This is a genomic window from Klebsiella sp. CB_Kp196 (assembly GCF_040061575.1).
Lineage (GTDB): Bacteria > Pseudomonadota > Gammaproteobacteria > Enterobacterales > Enterobacteriaceae > Klebsiella > Klebsiella michiganensis.
The window spans coordinates 1-18,202 of sequence record NZ_JBEAFH010000062.1 but is presented as its reverse complement, the minus strand read 5'-3'; the positions used below and the strand labels follow the sequence as shown (position 1 = coordinate 18,202).

At 59.6% G+C, this 18,202-nt stretch carries 18 protein-coding genes, 1 tRNA gene and 1 pseudogene; 10 read left to right on the top strand and 10 right to left on the bottom strand.

Features of this window, described 5'->3' with window-relative positions:
- Positions 1 to 76: 76 nt before the first annotated feature.
- Positions 77 to 724, bottom strand: a complete 648-nt coding sequence (locus tag ABLU87_RS22785; RefSeq protein WP_064357603.1) for a TetR/AcrR family transcriptional regulator — start codon at positions 722 to 724, stop codon at positions 77 to 79.
- Positions 725 to 804: 80 nt separating this feature from the next.
- Between ABLU87_RS22785 and ABLU87_RS22780 the strand changes: the two genes are divergently transcribed.
- The gene (locus ABLU87_RS22780) at positions 805 to 2,301 is read left to right on the top strand and encodes an MDR family MFS transporter (RefSeq protein ID WP_032695129.1); all 1,497 of its coding nucleotides are present in this window, start codon (positions 805 to 807) and stop codon (positions 2,299 to 2,301) included.
- Here the strand turns inward: ABLU87_RS22780 and ABLU87_RS22775 are convergent.
- Positions 2,298 to 3,212 (bottom strand): LysR family transcriptional regulator, encoded by a 915-nt coding sequence (locus tag ABLU87_RS22775; protein ID WP_014227289.1) that lies wholly within the window; start codon positions 3,210 to 3,212, stop codon positions 2,298 to 2,300. The genes ABLU87_RS22780 and ABLU87_RS22775 overlap by 4 nt on opposite strands.
- A 102-nt stretch (positions 3,213 to 3,314) precedes the next feature.
- Between ABLU87_RS22775 and ABLU87_RS22770 the strand changes: the two genes are divergently transcribed.
- From ABLU87_RS22770 to ABLU87_RS22755, 4 genes are all read left to right on the top strand, one after another.
- Positions 3,315 to 3,935, top strand: a complete 621-nt coding sequence (locus ABLU87_RS22770; protein ID WP_025107593.1) for a pyridoxamine 5'-phosphate oxidase family protein — start codon at positions 3,315 to 3,317, stop codon at positions 3,933 to 3,935.
- Positions 3,936 to 4,065: 130 nt separating this feature from the next.
- The gene (locus ABLU87_RS22765; RefSeq protein ID WP_014227287.1) at positions 4,066 to 4,536 is read left to right on the top strand and encodes a nuclear transport factor 2 family protein; all 471 of its coding nucleotides are present in this window, start codon (positions 4,066 to 4,068) and stop codon (positions 4,534 to 4,536) included.
- Positions 4,537 to 4,796: 260 nt separating this feature from the next.
- Positions 4,797 to 5,606, top strand: a complete 810-nt coding sequence (gene nlpA, locus ABLU87_RS22760; protein ID WP_025107595.1) for a lipoprotein NlpA — start codon at positions 4,797 to 4,799, stop codon at positions 5,604 to 5,606.
- Positions 5,607 to 5,630: 24 nt separating this feature from the next.
- On the top strand, positions 5,631 to 6,491 hold the full coding sequence (locus ABLU87_RS22755; protein ID WP_025107596.1) for a DMT family transporter: 861 nt from the start codon (positions 5,631 to 5,633) through the stop codon (positions 6,489 to 6,491).
- Here ABLU87_RS22755 and ABLU87_RS22750 read toward each other — a convergent pair.
- The gene (locus ABLU87_RS22750) at positions 6,483 to 7,037 is read right to left on the bottom strand and encodes an NUDIX hydrolase (RefSeq protein ID WP_025107597.1); all 555 of its coding nucleotides are present in this window, start codon (positions 7,035 to 7,037) and stop codon (positions 6,483 to 6,485) included. The two genes, ABLU87_RS22755 and ABLU87_RS22750, sit on opposite strands and share 9 nt — an antisense overlap.
- A 169-nt stretch (positions 7,038 to 7,206) precedes the next feature.
- Between ABLU87_RS22750 and ABLU87_RS22745 the strand changes: the two genes are divergently transcribed.
- Positions 7,207 to 7,986, top strand: a complete 780-nt coding sequence (locus ABLU87_RS22745; RefSeq protein WP_064375678.1) for an MBL fold metallo-hydrolase — start codon at positions 7,207 to 7,209, stop codon at positions 7,984 to 7,986.
- A gap of 14 nt (positions 7,987 to 8,000) precedes the next feature.
- Positions 8,001 to 8,954: a helix-turn-helix domain-containing protein gene (locus ABLU87_RS22740; RefSeq protein ID WP_032751845.1), complete on the top strand. Its 954-nt coding sequence runs from the start codon at positions 8,001 to 8,003 to the stop codon at positions 8,952 to 8,954.
- On the opposite strand, the gene ABLU87_RS22735 is transcribed toward ABLU87_RS22740, so the two are convergent.
- The 4 genes from ABLU87_RS22735 to ABLU87_RS22720 form a co-directional block, all read right to left on the bottom strand.
- Positions 8,951 to 10,000 (bottom strand): NAD(P)-dependent alcohol dehydrogenase, encoded by a 1,050-nt coding sequence (locus tag ABLU87_RS22735; protein ID WP_014227281.1) that lies wholly within the window; start codon positions 9,998 to 10,000, stop codon positions 8,951 to 8,953. The genes ABLU87_RS22740 and ABLU87_RS22735 overlap by 4 nt on opposite strands.
- A gap of 159 nt (positions 10,001 to 10,159) precedes the next feature.
- The gene (locus tag ABLU87_RS22730; RefSeq protein WP_122116991.1) at positions 10,160 to 10,462 is read right to left on the bottom strand and encodes a putative quinol monooxygenase; all 303 of its coding nucleotides are present in this window, start codon (positions 10,460 to 10,462) and stop codon (positions 10,160 to 10,162) included.
- A gap of 1 nt (position 10,463) precedes the next feature.
- A complete protein-coding gene (locus ABLU87_RS22725) occupies positions 10,464 to 11,471 on the bottom strand; it encodes a zinc-binding alcohol dehydrogenase family protein (RefSeq protein WP_025107602.1) in 1,008 nt (335 codons plus the stop codon).
- 112 nt (positions 11,472 to 11,583) lie between these two features.
- Positions 11,584 to 12,051, bottom strand: coding sequence for a DUF3237 domain-containing protein (locus ABLU87_RS22720; protein ID WP_122116992.1), 468 nt, complete (start codon positions 12,049 to 12,051; stop codon positions 11,584 to 11,586).
- Between the two features lie 187 nt (positions 12,052 to 12,238).
- Between ABLU87_RS22720 and ABLU87_RS22715 the strand changes: the two genes are divergently transcribed.
- Positions 12,239 to 12,844 (top strand): shikimate kinase, encoded by a 606-nt coding sequence (locus tag ABLU87_RS22715; RefSeq protein ID WP_122116993.1) that lies wholly within the window; start codon positions 12,239 to 12,241, stop codon positions 12,842 to 12,844.
- Positions 12,845 to 12,952: 108 nt separating this feature from the next.
- Here ABLU87_RS22715 and rhuM read toward each other — a convergent pair.
- The 3 genes and pseudogenes from rhuM to ABLU87_RS22700 form a co-directional block, all read right to left on the bottom strand.
- Positions 12,953 to 13,464, bottom strand: a pseudogene (gene rhuM / locus ABLU87_RS22710) (RhuM family protein); the annotation flags it as partial.
- Positions 13,465 to 13,588: 124 nt separating this feature from the next.
- Positions 13,589 to 13,831, bottom strand: a complete 243-nt coding sequence (locus ABLU87_RS22705; protein ID WP_224237374.1) for a SymE family type I addiction module toxin — start codon at positions 13,829 to 13,831, stop codon at positions 13,589 to 13,591.
- Positions 13,832 to 13,880: 49 nt separating this feature from the next.
- A tRNA-Sec gene (locus tag ABLU87_RS22700) sits at positions 13,881 to 13,975 on the bottom strand.
- A gap of 291 nt (positions 13,976 to 14,266) precedes the next feature.
- On the opposite strand from ABLU87_RS22700, the gene ABLU87_RS22695 reads away from it, so the two are divergent.
- The gene (locus ABLU87_RS22695; protein ID WP_025107606.1) at positions 14,267 to 15,661 is read left to right on the top strand and encodes a glycoside-pentoside-hexuronide family transporter; all 1,395 of its coding nucleotides are present in this window, start codon (positions 14,267 to 14,269) and stop codon (positions 15,659 to 15,661) included.
- Positions 15,662 to 15,674: 13 nt separating this feature from the next.
- Positions 15,675 to 17,993, top strand: a complete 2,319-nt coding sequence (gene yicI / locus ABLU87_RS22690) for an alpha-xylosidase (RefSeq protein ID WP_122116994.1) — start codon at positions 15,675 to 15,677, stop codon at positions 17,991 to 17,993.
- Positions 17,994 to 18,202: the final 209 nt, after the last annotated feature.

Genomic DNA, 18,202 nt, shown 5'->3' with positions numbered 1-18,202 from the left:
GAACCGGATTGTATTCCCAGGATTGCAGACGGCTGTGAACCTGTAGCCCGGCTAAGCGCAGCGCGAGCCGGGGGAATTAGCCGCCGATCCCCCGGCCTATCAGGGCCAGGGCGTGGCTGACAATCATCTTCCGGTCTACCGATTGCAACCGCGAATCGGTGTGGGTGCGGGAAAACGGCACCAGCACCAGGCTTATCAGGGTGGTAAACAGCAGCTCCGGGGAGAGCGCCGGATTAAGCTTACCCTCCCGCTGCCAGCGGCGCACCGTCTCCAGCATCTTGTGGTACTTCTCATCGCCAAAACGCGCGTGCATATGCTGGCGCAGCACCGGCATCTCGCCGATGATCTCCTGCATCCACAGCGGCGCGAACCACGCGTTTTTCTCCGCCATGGCCGCCAGGGTTTCAATAAGCAGCGTAAAAGCGGTGACCGGATCGTCGCCGTGCGCGACAAAAATTTGTCCGATCTCGCTGCGTAGCGGCATAAAGCGCTCTTCGACCAGCTTTTCCACCAGCGCTTCGCGCGAGCTGAAATAGTAGTGCAGCATCGCGGGCGTTACCCCCGCCTCTTTGGCGATGGCGTTCAGCGAAATGCGGGCGATCCCGTGGCGCGCAAACAGCGCCAGGGCAATATCCATCAGCTGTTCGCGGTTGGCGGAGCCGGATTTCTGCCCGCGCGGGCGACCGGGACGACGCGGGGCTTCGTTGTCTTTTTGTGCTGACATCCTGTGGCGATCCCTTGACCAGATTCATCATTTCCCTAAATATTAATTATGCATTTAATTAATTTCAAGCGAGTGATGCTATGACATCTGAAATCGCCAGCCAACCGGCGGTGCCCTCGATCCGCCTGCTCTTCAGCGCCCTGCTGCTGGTGATGCTGCTCTCGGCGCTGGATCAGACTATCGTTTCCACCGCGCTGCCGACCATCGTCGGCGAGCTCGGCGGGCTGGATAAGCTCTCCTGGGTGGTCACCGCCTACATCCTGAGTTCGACCATCGCGGTGCCGCTGTACGGCAAATTCGGCGATCTGTTCGGGCGCAAAATCGTTCTGCAGGTGGCGATTGTGCTGTTTCTTGCCGGTTCCGCCCTCTGCGGGCTGGCGCAAAATATGACCCAGCTGGTGCTGATGCGCGGCCTGCAGGGGCTGGGCGGCGGCGGCCTGATGGTGATCAGCATGGCGGCGGTGGCTGACGTCATCCCGCCGGCGAATCGCGGCCGCTATCAGGGTCTGTTCGGCGGCGTCTTTGGCCTGGCGACGGTAATCGGGCCGTTAATCGGCGGCTTCCTGGTGCAGCACGCCTCCTGGCGCTGGATTTTTTACATCAACCTGCCGCTGGGGTTGTTTGCGCTGCTGGTGATCGGTGCGGTTTTTCACAGCAGCAACAAGCGCAGCCAGCACCAGATCGACTGGCTGGGGGCGATTTACCTCAGCATGGCGCTGCTGTGCATCATCCTGTTTACCTCCGAGGGCGGCAGCGTCCGCGCGTGGAGCGACCCGCAGCTCTGGTGCATCCTGGCGTTTGGCCTGGTCGGGATCGTCGGCTTTATTCATGAAGAGCGGCTGGCCAGCGAGCCGATTATTCCGCTCTCCTTGTTTCGCAACCGCAGCTTTTTGCTGTGCAGCCTGATTGGCTTTGTTATCGGCATGGCGCTGTTCGGCTCGGTGACCTTCCTGCCGCTCTATTTGCAGGTGGTCAAAGAGGCGACGCCGACCGAGGCGGGCCTGCAGCTGATCCCGCTGATGGGCGGCCTGCTGCTGACCTCGATCGTCAGCGGGCGCATTATCAGCCGCACCGGCAAGTATCGCGTATTTCCGATTATCGGCACCCTGCTGGGGGTCGTCGGCATGGTGCTGCTGACGCGCATCACCATCCACTCCGCGATGTGGCAGCTGTACCTGTTTACCGGCGTGCTGGGGGCGGGCCTGGGGCTGGTGATGCAGGTGCTGGTGCTGGCGGTACAGAACGCGATGCCCGCGCAGATGTACGGCGTGGCGACCTCCGGGGTCACGCTGTTTCGATCGATTGGCGGTTCCATCGGCGTGGCGCTGTTTGGGGCGGTGTTTACTCACGTGCTGCAAAGCAATCTCCAGCGCCTGCTGCCGGAAGGCGCGCAGCTGCCGAGGGCGCTGAACCCGGCGGCAGTGCAGAACCTGCCGGCGGAGATCCGCCTCGATTATCTGGATGCCTTCGGGTCCGCTATCCATGCGGCGTTTCTGATGGCGGCCTGCATTATGGCGGTGGCGTTTGCCCTCTCCTGGCTACTGAAAGAAGCGCCGCTGAAAACCGGCACACGCTAGACGGCGGCGGCAATACGCAGCAGCGCCCGACGCAGAGCCGGCGCGGCGAAATCGATAAATTTACGCAGCTTAAGCGGAGCCAGATCCCGCGAGGTGTACAGCAGGTGCACCGGTGCAGGCTCTGGTTCCATCGCCTGCAGGAGCAGCTTCAGCTCGCCGCGGGCCAGGCCGTCAATCGCCTGGTAATGCAGCAGGCGCGCCACGCCGGCCCCCAGGCGGGCGGCGTCGGCGGCGCTCTCCGGCGTGGTCAGCGACAGCACCGGCTGCAGCGCCACCAGCCGGTCCTCCGCCTCTTCGGCGTTAAAGCGCCAGCCGCGATAAGGCATCGGCGATTCAATACGAATGATCGGTAGCGCGGCCAGCTCGCGCGGGCGTTCGGGTATGCCGTGTTTTTCCAGCAAAGCCGGGTGCGCGCAGGTCACAATGCGCATCTCGCCCAGCCGGGTGGCCACCATCCCGCTGTCCGGCAGCGTGCCGATACGCACCGCTAAATCAATATGATCGCCCACCAGATCGGCGTTGCGGTCGCTAAGCAGTAAACGGACGCGAATCTGCGGGTAGCGGGCGAGAAAATCCGTCACCACCGGCAAAACATGCTGACGACCGAACATGGTTGGGGCTGAGAGAACCAGTTCGCCTTTTGGCTCCTGATATTCGCCCGCCGCCTGGCGCTCGGCGTTCTCCACCTCTTCGAGAATGCGCCGCGCGGCGGCGACATAATCGACGCCGGCATCGGTCAGCGTCAGCTTGCGGGTGGTGCGGATCATCAGGCGCACGCCGAGGGTATTTTCCAGTTCGCCAATCTGGCGGCTAACGGTGGTCAGGGGCATATTCAGCGCCCGCGCCGCCGCCGACATACTGCCGAGTTCGGCCACTTTCACCAGCAGCGCCATCGCGCTGAGTCGGTCCATAATTATCCCGTTTTATGGAAAGATGATTGTCATATTGGCACTATTATCTTTTCTGTCAGCACAGTCCATGATGAGTTACGCCGCAACGCATCGGGAGGACCTATGCCAGCAGAATTTCTTGATATCGCCATGACGCCGGACGTGATGGATGTCCAGCATGAAATGGGCAGCGATGAGCTGTGGCAGTCGCCGCATCGCCAGCGCCGGGGTGAGCGCTTCGGCGCCAGCGAGGAGGCGATGATTGCCACCCGCGACAGCTTCTATCTGGCCACCCTTTCGCAAACCGGCTGGCCCTATATTCAGCATCGCGGCGGCCCGGTGGGCTTTCTGCATCTGCTGGATGAAACCACCCTGGCGATGGCGGATTTTTCCGGTAATCGCCAGTACATCACCACCGGTAACCTGCGCGGCAGCGATCGGGCCTGTCTGTTTTTGATGGATTACCCGCGCCGTGCCAGGCTGAAAATCTACGCCACCGTAGAGGTTGTGGCGGTGGATGCCGACCCGCAGCTGCTGGCGCAGGTCGCGCCGGAGAACTATCGGGCCCGGATTGAGCGCATCTACCGTTTCCACTTACAGGCTTTTGACTGGAACTGCCCGCAGCATATTACCCCCCGCTACACCGCCCGGCAGGTGGCGGAGTATAGCCAGACGCTGCAACAGCGTATTGACGAACTGGAGCGGGAAAATCAGCGCCTGCAGCAGCTTATATACCCAAAATAATTCGAGTTGCTTAAAGGCGGCAAGGGAGTGAGTCCCCAGGAGCATAGATAACTATGTGACTGGGGTGAACGAGTGTAGCCAACACATAAGCAACTTGAAGTATGAAGGGTATTCATACAGGAGATTCATGATGACCGAACAACGTCCGCCTCTGCCGCCGTTCACCCGCGAGAGCGCCGCACAAAAAGTCCGTGCCGCTGAAGATGGCTGGAACAGCCGCGATGCCGCTAAGGTCGCGCTGGCCTATACCGTCGAGAGCGAATGGCGTAACCGCAGCGAATTTGTTCACGGCAGAACGCAGATTATCGACTTCCTGCAGCGCAAATGGCGTAAAGAGCAGGAGTACCGGCTGATTAAGGAACTGTGGGCGTGGAGCGATAACCGTATTGCGGTACGCTTTGCCTATGAGTGGCACGACGACAGCGGCAACTGGTTTCGCTCCTACGGCAACGAGAACTGGGAATTCGACGAGCACGGACTGATGCAGACGCGCTACGCCTGCATCAACGATCTGCCCATCACCGAGAGCGAGCGTCTGTTTCACTGGCCCCAGGGCCGTCGCCCGGACGATCACCCGGGATTGAGCGAACTGGGGCTGTAAGGCGCGTCCCCGTTCTGCGGAACGAGCCTCATTGTTGAGGAGATCTCCGGAGGCGGCGCTGCGCACCTGTCCGGGCTACTCGATTGCAGCCGACGGTGAACCCGTAGCCCGGGCAGGCGCATCGCGCCGCCCCCGGGAGAAAGGGGGAAGATGATTTTATTTCCGGTTGCGGTTTTTGCGTTTAAAACCCCAGCACAAAGTCGTTATAGTTTCAGACGAAAAAATAATAACGATTTCTATGGACTGACGGGGTGATAACAATGAAATTGCGTTTACGGACAGCCGCCGCCGTGGTGCTGGCGGGCCTGCTGCTGGCGGGCTGCGACCAGAAGGGCAGCGATGCGAAACACATTAAAGTCGGCGTGATTAACGGCGCGGAACAGGATGTGGCGGAAGTGGCGAAGAAAGTGGCTAAAGAGAAATATGGCCTCGACGTGGAGCTGGTGGGCTTTAGCGGCTCGCTGCTGCCGAATGAGTCCACCAACGCCGGCGATCTGGACGCCAACGTCTTTCAGCATCGCCCGTTCCTCGAACAGGATAATAAAGCCCACAACTATCGCCTGGTGGCGGTAGGCAACACTTTCGTCTTCCCGATGGCGGGCTACTCGCGCAAAATAAAATCCGTCGCCGAGCTGAAAGACGGCGCGACCATCGCCATTCCGAACGACCCGACCAACCTGGGCCGCGCGCTGCTTCTGCTCCAGCAGGAAAAGCTGATTACCCTCAAAGCGGGCACCGGCCTGCTGCCGACGGCGGTTGATATCATTGACAACCCGCATCACCTGAAAATTATGGAGCTGGAAGGAGCACAGCTGCCGCGCGTCATCGACGACCCGAAGGTCGACGTGGCGATCATCAGCACTACCTACCTGCAGCAGACCGGCCTCTCCCCGGTACGCGACGGCATCTTTATTGAAGATAAAAACTCGCCCTATGTGAACATCATCGTGACCCGCGAAGACAACAAAGACGCGGAAAACGTCAAAGCGTTTATCCAGTCCTACCAGTCGCCGGAGGTGGCGAAGGCGGCGGAGACGATCTTCAACGGCGGCGCGGTGCCCGGCTGGTAATCACTCACACAAGGAGACGTGGCGATGACCCGGCAACGCCAGGCTGATTTGCTGCTCATAGCCGCGACGGTTATCGCCGCCTGCGGATGGATTTTTTCCCGGGAAGCGATTGCCGGCATGCCGGTTTTCGCTTTCCTCGGCCTGCGCTTTTTCTTCGCTGCGCTGCTGCTGCTGCCTTTCTGCCGCGGCCTTCGCGTCGAGAGGCAGCAGTGGCCGCGCATGATTATCAGCGGCCTGTGGTTTGCGCTAAACCTGTGCCTGTGGATCTACTCGGTATCAACGACCCCATCGCTGGGCGAAGGGGCGTTTATCATGAGCCTGTCGATGCTGTTCGTGCCGCTTACCGCATGGGTGATGATGAAGGCGCGGCCGGCGCGGGCCTACTGGGAGTGCCTGCCGATCGCCATTGTCGGCCTCGGATTGCTCAGCCTGCATATGCCGATTGCGTTTCACCCCAGCCAGGGCTGGTTCCTGTTGACCGCGCTGGTGCAATCGATCTGGTTTTGCTACACCAGCAAAAGCGCCCGCGAGGTGCCGCTGATCCCGCTGACCACCGTGCAGCTCGGCATTACCGGCATTGTCGGACTGGGGATCTCCGCCGCCGTTGAAAGCTGGACTCAGCCGTTTACCCTGCCGACCTTCGGCTGGCTGCTCGCCAGCATCGTTATCGCCACCAGCCTGCGCTTCGGCCTGCAAATGAAGGGGCAGAAGTACGCGGCGGTCGCCAGCGCGGCGATTATTATGGTGCTGGAACCGCTGCTCACGGTGATTGCCGCCGCGCTGTGGTACGGCGAACAGCTACCGCTGCAGAAAATTATCGGCGGCCTGCTGATCCTCGTCGCTCAGCTGTGGTTCCGCTGGCGGATGCTGAAGCCGCTACGCTAAACCGGTGCGCCGCTGCGCCATCAGATGCAGCAGCGGCACCAGCGATAGCCCGTCCGGCATCTCGCCGCGGGCGATCAGCTGGCCTATCTCTTCGAGGGTAAACCAGCCCGTTTCCATCACTTCATCCTGATCTTCATCCATTCCCACCCAGGTCAAATCGTGGGCCAGCCAGGTAATAAATAGCTGGTCGCTGCTGCCGTAGGAGGGGTTATAGCGGATAATTTCGTCGGCGCGCTGCGCCTGCCAGCCGGTCTCTTCCCGCAGCTCGCGCAGGGCCGCCGCGCGCGGGTCTTCGCCTTCATCGACGCCGCCGGAAGGAATCGCCCACACCACCCGATCGATCAGGTAACGGTAGTGGCGAATCAGCAGCACTTTGTCATCCTGCATCGCCACAATCCCCACCGCCGGGCGAGGATAGTGAATGGAGTAAAAATCCCGCCGATCGCCGGGGGCCATATCAATTCCGACCTTGCGCATGCTGAACCATGGGGTGTCTGCCAGAACCTCGACATCGTGCATATCGGCGGAGGTGAGTTTCTTTTTCATCGTAGCCACTGTTCCTCAAAGTTGAGCGTTCAGCACACCATAGCCGGGAGCCGATGGCAACCGTCGCAGATTGGCCCGATTTCATCGTTCATTGCCCAAACGCCCATATTGCGCCAGGCTTGTGGGACGTACGATGTTCAGCAGATGACCGCAAAGAGGAATGAACATCATGAAAATCACCCATGTGCGTAATGCCACCCAGCTTATTGATTATGCGGGTAAAAAGTTTCTGATTGACCCGATGCTTTCTGCCAAAGGCGCCTGGGCGGGCTTTGCCGGTACCGCGCGCAGCGAGTTGCGTAACCCGCTGGTGGAACTGCCTTTTTCCATCGAAACGATCGTTGACGTGGATGCGGTTATCGTCACCCACACTCATCAGGATCACTGGGACGAGGCGGCGATCGCCGCGATCCCCAAAACCCTGCCGGTTTATGTCCAGCATGATGCCGACGGACAGCTGCTGCGCGGCCAGGGCTTTTGCGATATTCGTCTGCTCTCTGAGGACAGCGCGTTTGCTGACGTTGCGCTGGTGAAAACCACCTCGGGCCAGCACGGCAGCGACCGCACTTATGCGGTGCCGGCAATGGCCGAGCGCCTGGGCGAAGCCTGCGGCGTGGTGCTGCGCCATCCGCAGGAGAAAACCCTATGGCTGGTGGGGGACACCATCTGGCGCGATGCAGTGGAAGCCGACATGCTCAGGCTGCGCCCTGACGTGGTGGTGCTGAATGCCGGGTATGCGCACGTCATCGGTTTTGGGCCGATCATCATGGGCAAAGAGGATGTGCTGAAGGCGCACTTCGTCCTGCCGGAAGCCAAAATCGTCGCCAGCCATATGGATGCGGTGAACCACTGTCTGCTGAGCCGCGATGAGCTGCGCCAGTACGTGGCTGACAATCAGATTGCCGAAGCGGTCAGCATCCCGCAGGATGGGGAAAGTATGGTCTTTTAGAAGCGGAGCAGGCGATGAAACTCACGGAAGTGGCGATTGTGGCGGTGGACGGGTTTAGCCCGTTTCACTACTCGGTGCCCTGTATGCTGTTTGGCGATACGGTCTCGGAAACCAAACGCTTTAACCTGCATATTTGCGCCGAACGGCCGGGGCTGCTCAGCGCCCGCGACGGCTTCGCGCTGAACGCCAGCGGCGATTTTTCCCTCCTGGCGCAGGCGGATATCGTGGTGGTGCCTTACTGGGGGGCGGTGAATCAGCGCCCACCGCAGCCGCTGCTTGACGGCCTGGTTCGCGCGCGCAATAACGGCGCGCAGATCGTCGGCCTGTGCCTCGGGGCGTTTGTACTCGGCTACGCCGGGCTGCTGGACGACAGGCGCGCGGCGACCCACTGGGAGTTCGAGCAGGATTTTCAGCGCCTGTTTCCACAGGTGCGGCTGGATATCAACGCGCTGTACGTTGACGATGAGGGGATTATCACCTCGGCGGGCACCGCGGCGGCGCTCGACTGCTGCCTGTATCTCATTCGCCAGCGTTTTGGCAGCCTTGTCGCCAATCAGATCGCCCGGCGGATGATCGTCCCGCCGCACCGTGAGGGCGGCCAGGCGCAGTTTATCGCCCAGCCGGTACCCAAAAACACCCGCGACGCGCGGATAAACGGCCTGCTTGAGTATCTCCAGCAGCACATCCGCGAACCGCATAATCTCGACTCGTTGGCGCAGGTGGCGGCGATGAGCCGCCGGACCCTGACCCGCCATTTCGCCAAAGCGACCGGCATGGGCATCGCCGACTGGCTGGCCGCCGAGCGCCTGCGGCGCAGCCAGATCCTGCTGGAGGCCGGGGATTTACCGGTCGGGCAGGTGGCGGAGGAAGTGGGCTATCGCTCCGCCGTAACCTGGCGCCAGCAGTTTAAAGCGCGCTTTGGCGTCAGCCCGGCGGAGTGGCGGCGCACCTTTCGTCGCGGGGCTTAGCCGCCGAGCGTGGCGCTGTCGATGACGAAGCGGTATTTCACGTCGCCTTTAATCATCCGCTCCCAGGCCTCGTTAATCTGGTCGCCGCGAATCAGCTCTATATCGGCGACGATACCGTGCTCGGCGCAGAAATCGAGCATCTCCTGGGTTTCCGGAATGCCGCCGATCATCGACCCGGCAATTGACCGGCGGCGGAAGATTAGATTAAACACTTCCGGCGAGGGATGCGGCGTGGCGGGCGCGCCCACCAGCGTCATGGTGCCGTCGCGCTTGAGCAGGGTGGTGAAGGCATCGAGGTTATGCGGCGCCGCCACGGTGTTGAGTATGAAGTCGAAGCTCTTCAGGTGGGCGGCCATTTCGTTTTCGTTGCGCGAGACCACCACTTCGTCCGCGCCCAGCTCCCGCGCCGCGTCACGCTTGGATTCCGAGGTGGTAAAGGCCACCACGTGGGCGCCCATGGCGTGGGCCAACTTGATGCCCATATGCCCCAGCCCGCCAATGCCCACGATGCCGACTTTTTTGCCCGGCCCGACGTTCCAGTGGCGTAGCGGCGAGTAAGTCGTGATGCCCGCGCACAGCAGCGGCGCGACGGCGGCCAGCTGCTCTTTGGGATGGCGGACGCGCAGCACGTAGCGCTGATGCACAACGATCTGCTGGGAGTAACCGCCGAGCGTGTGGCCGGGCGCGTCCTGCGTCGGGCCGTTATAGGTGAGCACCATACGATCGCAATAGTTTTCCAGCCCGTCCCGGCACTCCTCGCACTCTTTACAGCTGTCGACCATACAGCCGACGCCCACCAGATCGCCAACGGCGTGGCCGGAGACCCGGCTGCCTACGGCGGTCACCCGGCCGACGATTTCATGGCCCGGCACGCAGGGATAGAGTGTCCCTGCCCACTCGGAGCGGGCCTGGTGTACATCCGAGTGGCAGACGCCGCAATAATCAATGGCGATCTGCACATCGTCCGGCCCCGGTTCGCGGCGGGTGATGGCCATAGACCCCAACGGCTGGCTGGCCGAGTTCGTTCCAATAGCGTTGATCTGCATAGCAAAACCTCTTCTACATAACGGCGTTGAATAAAACGGAGGGGGGAGAGCGTTTTTTGAGCGGCAGGATCAAGCGTAGCCTGGTTGAGGCGCGATGGGTGGGGGAGAGCTCAAAGGGTTAAAGATGGGCTCACCCCCGCAAACGGAGTACAGAAAATATCAGGGCGCGACGGGCGTCAGATAATCCAGCCGCAGCGGCCCGGCAAGCAGGCTATCCATCTGCGCAATAAAATCCTGGAAGTGCGGCAGGGTGATATGCGCGTCCAGCGCTTCCTGATTGCGCCAGGATTCGCGCATATAGAACGTATCCGGCGCATCGCGCAGCTGAAACAGGGCGTAATCGAGGTTGCCTGGCTCCTGACGCGTCGGCAGCAGCAGCGCCCGCAGGGCCTGGCGTAGCGCGTCGCTGTGGCCCGGTTTCGCCGTCAGCACCGCGAGAAGTGAAATCGCCTCGCCGCTCATCTTAAAAGCCCTCCAGCACGATTTTGCCCACCGAACGCCCGGTTTCCAGCTGCGCGTGCGCTTTTTGCAGGTTGGCGGCGGTGATGGCGCCGTAGTGCTCGCCGAGGGTGGTCTTAATGGTGTTGTCGTCAATCAGCGCCGCCACGCGGGTCAGCAGCTGATGCTGGGCGATCATGTCCGGCGTGTCGAACATCGAGCGGGTAAACATAAATTCCCAGTGCAGGGAGATGCTTTTCGCCTTCAGCGGCACCACGTCGAGGGTTTGCGGATCGTCGATGAGCGCCAGCTTGCCCTGCGGTGCGAGAGCGGCGATCAGCTGCGGATAGTGCTGGTCGGTATTGGTCAGGCTGGCGACGTGGGTTACCGCTTTGACGCCAATCCGCGCCAGCTCTTCGGCGAGCGGTTTGCTGTGATCGATAACATGATGCGCGCCCGCTTCCCGTACCCATTTCTGGCTTTCCGGGCGCGAGGCGGTGCCAATGACCGTCATACCGGTGAGCTTGCTGGCGAGCTGGGTCAGTATCGAACCGACGCCGCCCGCCGCGCCGACGATCAGCAGCGTGTCGCCCGCGTTGCCGCCTTCCTCTACGCCAAGACGGTGGAACAGCAGCTCCCAGGCGGTAATGGCGGTGAGCGGCAGCGCGGCGGCGGCGGCATTATCCAGAGAACGCGGTTTGCGGGCGACGATGCGCTCATCCACTAACTGAAACTCGCTGTTGCTGCCAGGACGGCCCAGCGCGCCGGCGTACCACACTTCATCTCCCGCGGCGAACAGCGTCACCGCGCTGCCGACGGCTTTCACCACGCCCACCGCGTCCCAGCCCAGCACGCGCGGGGTGTCGGCGTTAAATCCGGCGCGGACTTTGGTATCCACCGGGTTGACGGAAATAGCCTTCACTTCAACCAGCAGGTCATGTCCCTCGGCAACCGGCTGCGGCAGCTCGATGTCGGTTAAAAAAGGAATATTGCTGCCTTCTGCCGCCGCGCGGGTAATGGCGATCGCTTTCATACACTCTCCGGTTTTGAATAAGGTTCATCGTTTGAATGTATTGAGGATAGACCGCGGCACGCGGGGGAAAAATGGCCCGACGGCGATAACAGTTATATTGAAAAAGTGAAAATCAGCGGACGCGATAAAAATCGAGCATCACGCCGTCCTGCGTGCGGCCGCCGGAACAGATAAACAGCGAGGTGGTGAGCCAGCGCAGCGCAGGCGCATCCACTTCAAAAGTCGGTACGGTACGAAAATAGATAGCTTCCGGCGGAATATCGCTAAAAAATCGCATATCGTCGCCGAAAAGACGTTCTTTGTACTCTTCGGGTAGGCGGCGAATACCGTTGTTTTCGAAGTATACCGTGCCTTCTTCCACGTGTAATGCATAGCGGGCAGAGAGGCGGCAGGTGCCGTCAGGCTCGACGATCTGGCTGTCGACGCCGCCGGGTAAGACGTGGCCGTTAAGCTCACCGCGTACGGTTCCGCTGAGGATTGGGATCAGCTGACGTTTCCCGCTCTGCGGGCTGCGGGAGACGATGACCGGTTTGTCTACCTGAATGGTGATAGAGAAGCTGTGTTCGAGTTCGGGTGTCATCATTGGTCTCCTTTCTAAGCCACGTTATCCCGTTAGTGTAAGGATTTAAAGGTGAAGGGAATAACGCAAACATTGGATGGAAATGATTGGCTGGGGAGATGGAAGTGAACAAAAAACCGCCGCGATCGCGGCATTATTTGGCGTATTCTGCTGACATAATGCTTTCACACGGACGCGAGGAATAAAGATGAATACGCTATTTCTGATTGGCCCTGGCGGGGTGGGGAAAAGCACGGTTGGAGCGCTGCTGGCGCAGGCGATGAGCTACCGGCTTATCGATCTCGATAGCGAATTTTGCGAGCAGATTTTAAATATTCGCCAATATATTCAGCGCAATGGATATGAGCGCTATGTGCGTGAGAACGCCGCGCTATGCTCTCGCCTGCTGGCGGAGAATCCGCATGAAAAACGAGTGGTGGTGCTCTCCTCGGGATTTCTTGCCACCGATGTCTGCCCGGAGATTGTCGCCGGGAATCGACAGCTTGTGCGGCAGTCCGGGTACTCCATCCTGCTACTGCCTTCAGAGGATATTAATATCGCTACGCGCATAGTGGTCGCGCGCCAGCTGACACGCGGCTTAGGTCTGGTCAGAGAAAAAGAAGAGATGAAGTTCCGCCAGCGCTTTAGGGAATATTGTGCATTAGACGATTGCCGGGTGGTTTCGTCTGAGGAGCCGGAGAGGGTGGCGGAGCGGGTGCGGGAGAAGCTTGCTGCGGAACAGCGGAAACAAAAAAGCCTGGCGGCGATGCGTGAGCTGAGCGAGCTGTCACAGAAGCTGGGATTGTATAACTAAACGCCATGCAGCGCGGCTCGGTGGGAATTACACAGGCCCAAAGATAATCTCGCATCGCGTAGGCCGGGCAAGGCGCCGCCCGGCAGAAAGGCGCGAACAACAGGCAATTATCTCTCGCACGCGCAAATAAACCCGGCGTTCGCTGGCGCGAATATCGCGGATGCGCTCCAGCATCTCATCGAAATAGTCGGGTACAGCCGATGAACCAACAGGCGGATTTTTTAACCGCTCATCATCCATCACAAACCTTTGATCAGGTATTCCTGGAGCGTCTGGGTTGCCCACTGGCGGAACTGAGTGCCGCGAGGGGAGCGAACGCGATAGCCAACGGCAAGTATCAGAGGCAAACTAAAGTGTTGAACCTGATAATTTTTTCCATCACTGGCAGTTGTTCGGTAAAACCGAACAACTGAATTTTCCTCAAGTTCGCCTTCTTCAAATATATGCTTTATATGCTCGCTGATGGTGGCTTTCGCTTTACCATAGAGTTTGCAGATCATTGCCTGCGAGAGCCAAAGCGTATCGCTTTCAAAGCGGCATTCAACACGTACTTTCCCATCACCGCTGGCAAACATAACGAACTCGCCTATGGGGGACGACGTTAAGTGTTCATTTGCCATATAGCCTCCGGGTTAACCTGCTTTGGTTCGCATAGTATGTCAGAAGAGCATAAATTTCATTAGACGGACGATTAACCCGGCGTCATTTGGGAGCGGCTATCCAGAAGGCGAACATGTCCGGGCGTCAGACGAGATGAAGCGTATTGTTGACGCTTTTAAAGGATTGCTGAATTTGCAGTAGCTCCGCTTTAAGCATTTCTTCCTTATCGCTCTGCGGCAGCAGAACAATACAGCCATCCATTACCTTAACCGTGAAGCGCTTTCCGGTATCGAACCCCGCTGCGCGTAACCACTTGCCGGAAAGGGTGAGACTTACGAGCTGGTTTAAAGAGCTGGCGAGAAGCGCTAAAAGCGAAGGGTATTGAATCGAAAGGCTGATTTTCTGGATAAGTTCACATGGATAAAAATGATTGAACTGGCGGAAGATCACAGGAGTTGAACCTGCCCGGGACCGCTGGCGGCCCCAACTGGATTTGAAGTCCAGCCACCTCACCGGAGATGACGATCTTCCGCGCCTCGATTGCTACATGGAGGCGGGGCGCATTATAGCTACTTTCCTGCATTAACCACATACCCAAACGCACTTTTTTACTGTTAAAACTGGACTTTACAGAACCTTCTTAAACAATTCCTTGCAAAATCCGTGGCTTACACTTTTATACACTCTTTCAGGCTACCGGGATCACATAAAACAAGAAACGTAATTTGATTATGAGATATCGCAATTCATCTTACTGCGCGGATGGGTTACAAAGCATGTAACCGGTACCAACCCGCGGCAGCGCTGAGAGAAGAGTGTGCGATGAAAGATCATATTTTGTCCGTCAAAGAGAAGATTGGCTACGGCATGGGCGATGCCGCAAGCCATATCATTTTTGATAACGTCATGTTGTATATGATGTTTTTCTATACCGATATCTTTGGTATTCCTGCAGGCTATGTCGGTACCATGTTCCTGCTGGCCCGCGCGCTGGATGCGATATCCGACCCCTGCATGGGGCTGCTGGCCGACCGTACCCGCAGCCGCTGGGGAAAATTCCGCCCGTGGATCCTGTTCGGCGCGATTCCGTTCGGCCTCGTCTGCGTGCTGGCCTACAGCTCGCCGGACCTGAGTCATAACGGCAAGCTGATATACGCCGCGGTCACCTACACGCTGCTGACCCTGCTCTACACCGTGGTCAACATCCCGTACTGCGCGCTGGGCGGGGTTATCACCGACAACCCAACGCAGCGCATCTCCCTGCAATCCTGGCGCTTTGTGCTGGCGACGGCGGGCGGCATGCTCTCCACCGTACTGATGATGCCGCTGGTGAACTTTATCGGCGGCGAAGACAAAGCCTTTGGCTTTCAGGGCGGCATCGCGGTGCTGTCGGCGATCGCTTTCCTGATGCTGGCGTTTTGCTTCTTCACCACCAAAGAGCGCGTCGAAGCGCCGCCGAGCTCTACCTCAATGCGGGAAGACCTGCGCGATATCTGGCGCAACGATCAGTGGCGTGTCGTTGGTCTGCTGACCATCCTCAACATCCTCGCGGTCTGCGTTCGCGGCGGCGCGATGATGTATTACACCACATGGATCATGGGGTCCGCGGGTCTGTTCACCGCCTTCCTCACCACCTACTGCGTCGGCAACCTGATTGGCTCGGCGCTGGCGAAGCCGCTCACCGACTGGAAATGCAAAGTCAGCGTCTTCTGGTGGACTAACGCTCTGCTGGCGGCGCTGAGCGTGGTGATGTTCTTCGTGCCGATGGACGCCGAAATCACCATGTTCGCCTTTATCTTCGTGATTGGCGTGCTGCACCAGCTGGTGACGCCGATTCAGTGGGTGATGATGTCCGACACCGTCGACTACGGCGAATGGTGTAACGGCAAACGCCTGACCGGTATCAGCTTTGCGGGCACCCTGTTCGTGCTCAAGCTGGGCCTGGCGCTGGGCGGCGCGCTGATTGGCTGGATGCTGGCGGGCGGCGGTTACGATGCCGCGGCCAAAACCCAGAACAGCGCCACTATCACCATCATCATCTCATTGTTCACCCTCGCTCCGGCGGTCTGTTATCTGCTAAGCGCGGTTATCGCGAAACGCTACTACACCCTGAAAACCCCGTTCCTGAAAAAGATGATGGCGGAGCTGGCTCAGGGCGCGCGCCGCAACGAACACGACTTCACTTCAGCGCCGACAGGCAAAGAATTGCAAAACTAAGAGGAAGCTATTCATGAAAATCAGTGATGGAAACTGGCTTATTCAACCAGGGCTCAATCTGATCCAACCCGTGCAGGTCTATGAGGTTGAGCAACAGGGCAACGACATGGTGGTCTACGTCGCGTCGCGCGAAGTGCGCGAGCGTGCCGCCCAGCTGGACGTTCCGCTCTTTACCGTGCGCTTCTTCTCTCCGCAGGAAGGGGTGATCGGCGTCCGCATGGAGCACTTCCAGGGCGCGCTGAACAACGGCCCACACTATCCGCTGAACGTGCTGAAAGACGTCAAGGTGGAGATTAACAACGGCGCTGAGTATGCCGAGCTGAAGAGCGGCAATTTGACCGCGCGCGTCACGAAAGGCGATTTCTGGTCGCTGGATTTCCTGCGCGACGGCGTGCGGATTACCGGTAGCCAGCTGAAAAATGACGGCTACGTGCAGGATACCAAAACGCATCGTAACTATATGTTTGAGCGCCTGGATCTCGGCGTCGGCGACACCGTTTACGGCCTCGGCGAGCGCTTTACCGCGCTGGTGCGCAACGGCCAGACGGTCGACACCTGGAACGAAGACGGCGGCACCAGCACCGAACAGTCGTACAAAAATATCCCGTTCTATCTGACCAACCGCGGCTACGGCGTGCTGGTGAATCATCCTGAGCGCGTCTCTTTCGAAATCGGCTCCGAAAAAGTCTCTAAGGTGCAGTTCAGCGTCGAAGGTGAATACCTGGAGTACTTCGTTATCGACGGCCCGACCCCGAAAGAGGTGCTGAACCGCTATACCCGGTTTACCGGGCGTCCGGCGCTGCCGCCGGCCTGGTCTTTCGGCCTGTGGCTGACCACCTCGTTCACTACCAACTACGATGAAGCGACGGTTAACAGCTTTATCGACGGCATGGCGGAGCGCAACCTGCCGCTGCACGTGTTCCACTTTGACTGCTTCTGGATGAAGGCCTTCCAGTGGTGCGATTTTGAATGGGATCCGGTGACCTTCCCTGACCCGGAAGGCATGATTAAGCGTCTGAAAGAGAAAGGGCTGAAGGTCTGCGTGTGGATTAACCCCTATATCGGCCAGCGTTCGCCGGTGTTTAAAGAGCTGCAGGAGAAAGGCTATCTGCTGAAACGCCCGGACGGTTCGCTGTGGCAGTGGGATAAATGGCAGCCGGGCCTGGCGATTTATGACTTCACTAATCCGCAAGCCTGCCAGTGGTATGCCGACAAACTGAAAGGCCTGGTGGCGATGGGCGTTGACTGCTTCAAGACCGACTTCGGCGAGCGTATCCCGACCGACGTGCAGTGGTTTGATGGTTCCGATCTGCAGAAAATGCACAACCACTACGCCTTCATCTATAACGAGCTGGTGTGGAACGTACTGAAAGAGACCGTCGGCGAGAAAGAAGCGGTGCTGTTCGCGCGCTCCGCCTCGGTGGGCGCGCAGCAGTTCCCGGTGCACTGGGGCGGCGACTGCTACGCCAACTATGAATCGATGGCGGAAAGCCTGCGCGGCGGCCTGTCGATCGGCATGTCCGGCTTTGGGTTCTGGAGCCACGATATCGGCGGCTTCGAAAACACCGCGCCCGCTCACGTCTACAAGCGCTGGTGCGCCTTCGGCCTGCTGTCGAGCCACAGCCGTCTGCACGGCAGCAAATCCTATCGCGTGCCGTGGGCCTACGATGACGAGTCCTGCGACGTGGTGCGCCACTTCACGCAGCTGAAATGCCGCATGATGCCGTATCTGTACCGTCAGGCGGCGCTGGCCAATGAGTTCGGTACGCCGATGCTGCGTTCGATGATGCTGGAGTTCCCGCACGACCCGGCCTGCGACTATCTGGATCGGCAGTACATGCTGGGGGATTCCGTGCTGGTGGCGCCGGTGTTTAGCGAAGCGGGAGACGTCCAGTTCTGGCTGCCGGAAGGCCGCTGGACCCATCTGTGGCACAACGATGAAGCGCAGGGTAGCCGCTGGCATAAGCAGAATCACGATGTGCTGAGCCTGCCGGTGTACGTGCGTGACAACACTCTGCTGGCGCTGGGAAACAATGACCAGAAGCCGGACTACGCGTGGAACGAAGGTACCGCCTTCCAGCTGTTTAGCCTCGACGATGGTCGCGAAGCCGTCTGTCAGGTGCCGACCGCGGACGGGTCGGTGGTCTTTACCCTGACGGCGAAACGCCAGGGCAACGTCATCACCGTCAGCGGTGACGGTGAGGCCAGCGGCTGGACGCTGTGCCTGCGCAACATCCAGCAGGTGGCGGGCGTGCAGGGCGGGACTCAGGCGGGTAGCGAGCTGGGCGTGGTGGTGACCGCGCAGGGCAATGCGTTGACGATTACGCTGTAAGCGCTTTGGAGCCGGACAGGCGCATCAGGCGCCGCCTCCGGGGAAGGTGCCAAACCTGATGCATCAGCGCTGCTGCTTCCCGGCTCGCGCTGCGCTTAGTCGGGCTACAGGTTTCCAGCCGTCTGCACGCCGTAGCCCGGACAAGGCGCGTCAAGCGCCGCCTCCGGGGAAGGTGCCAAACCTGATGCATCAGCGCAGCTGCTTCCCGG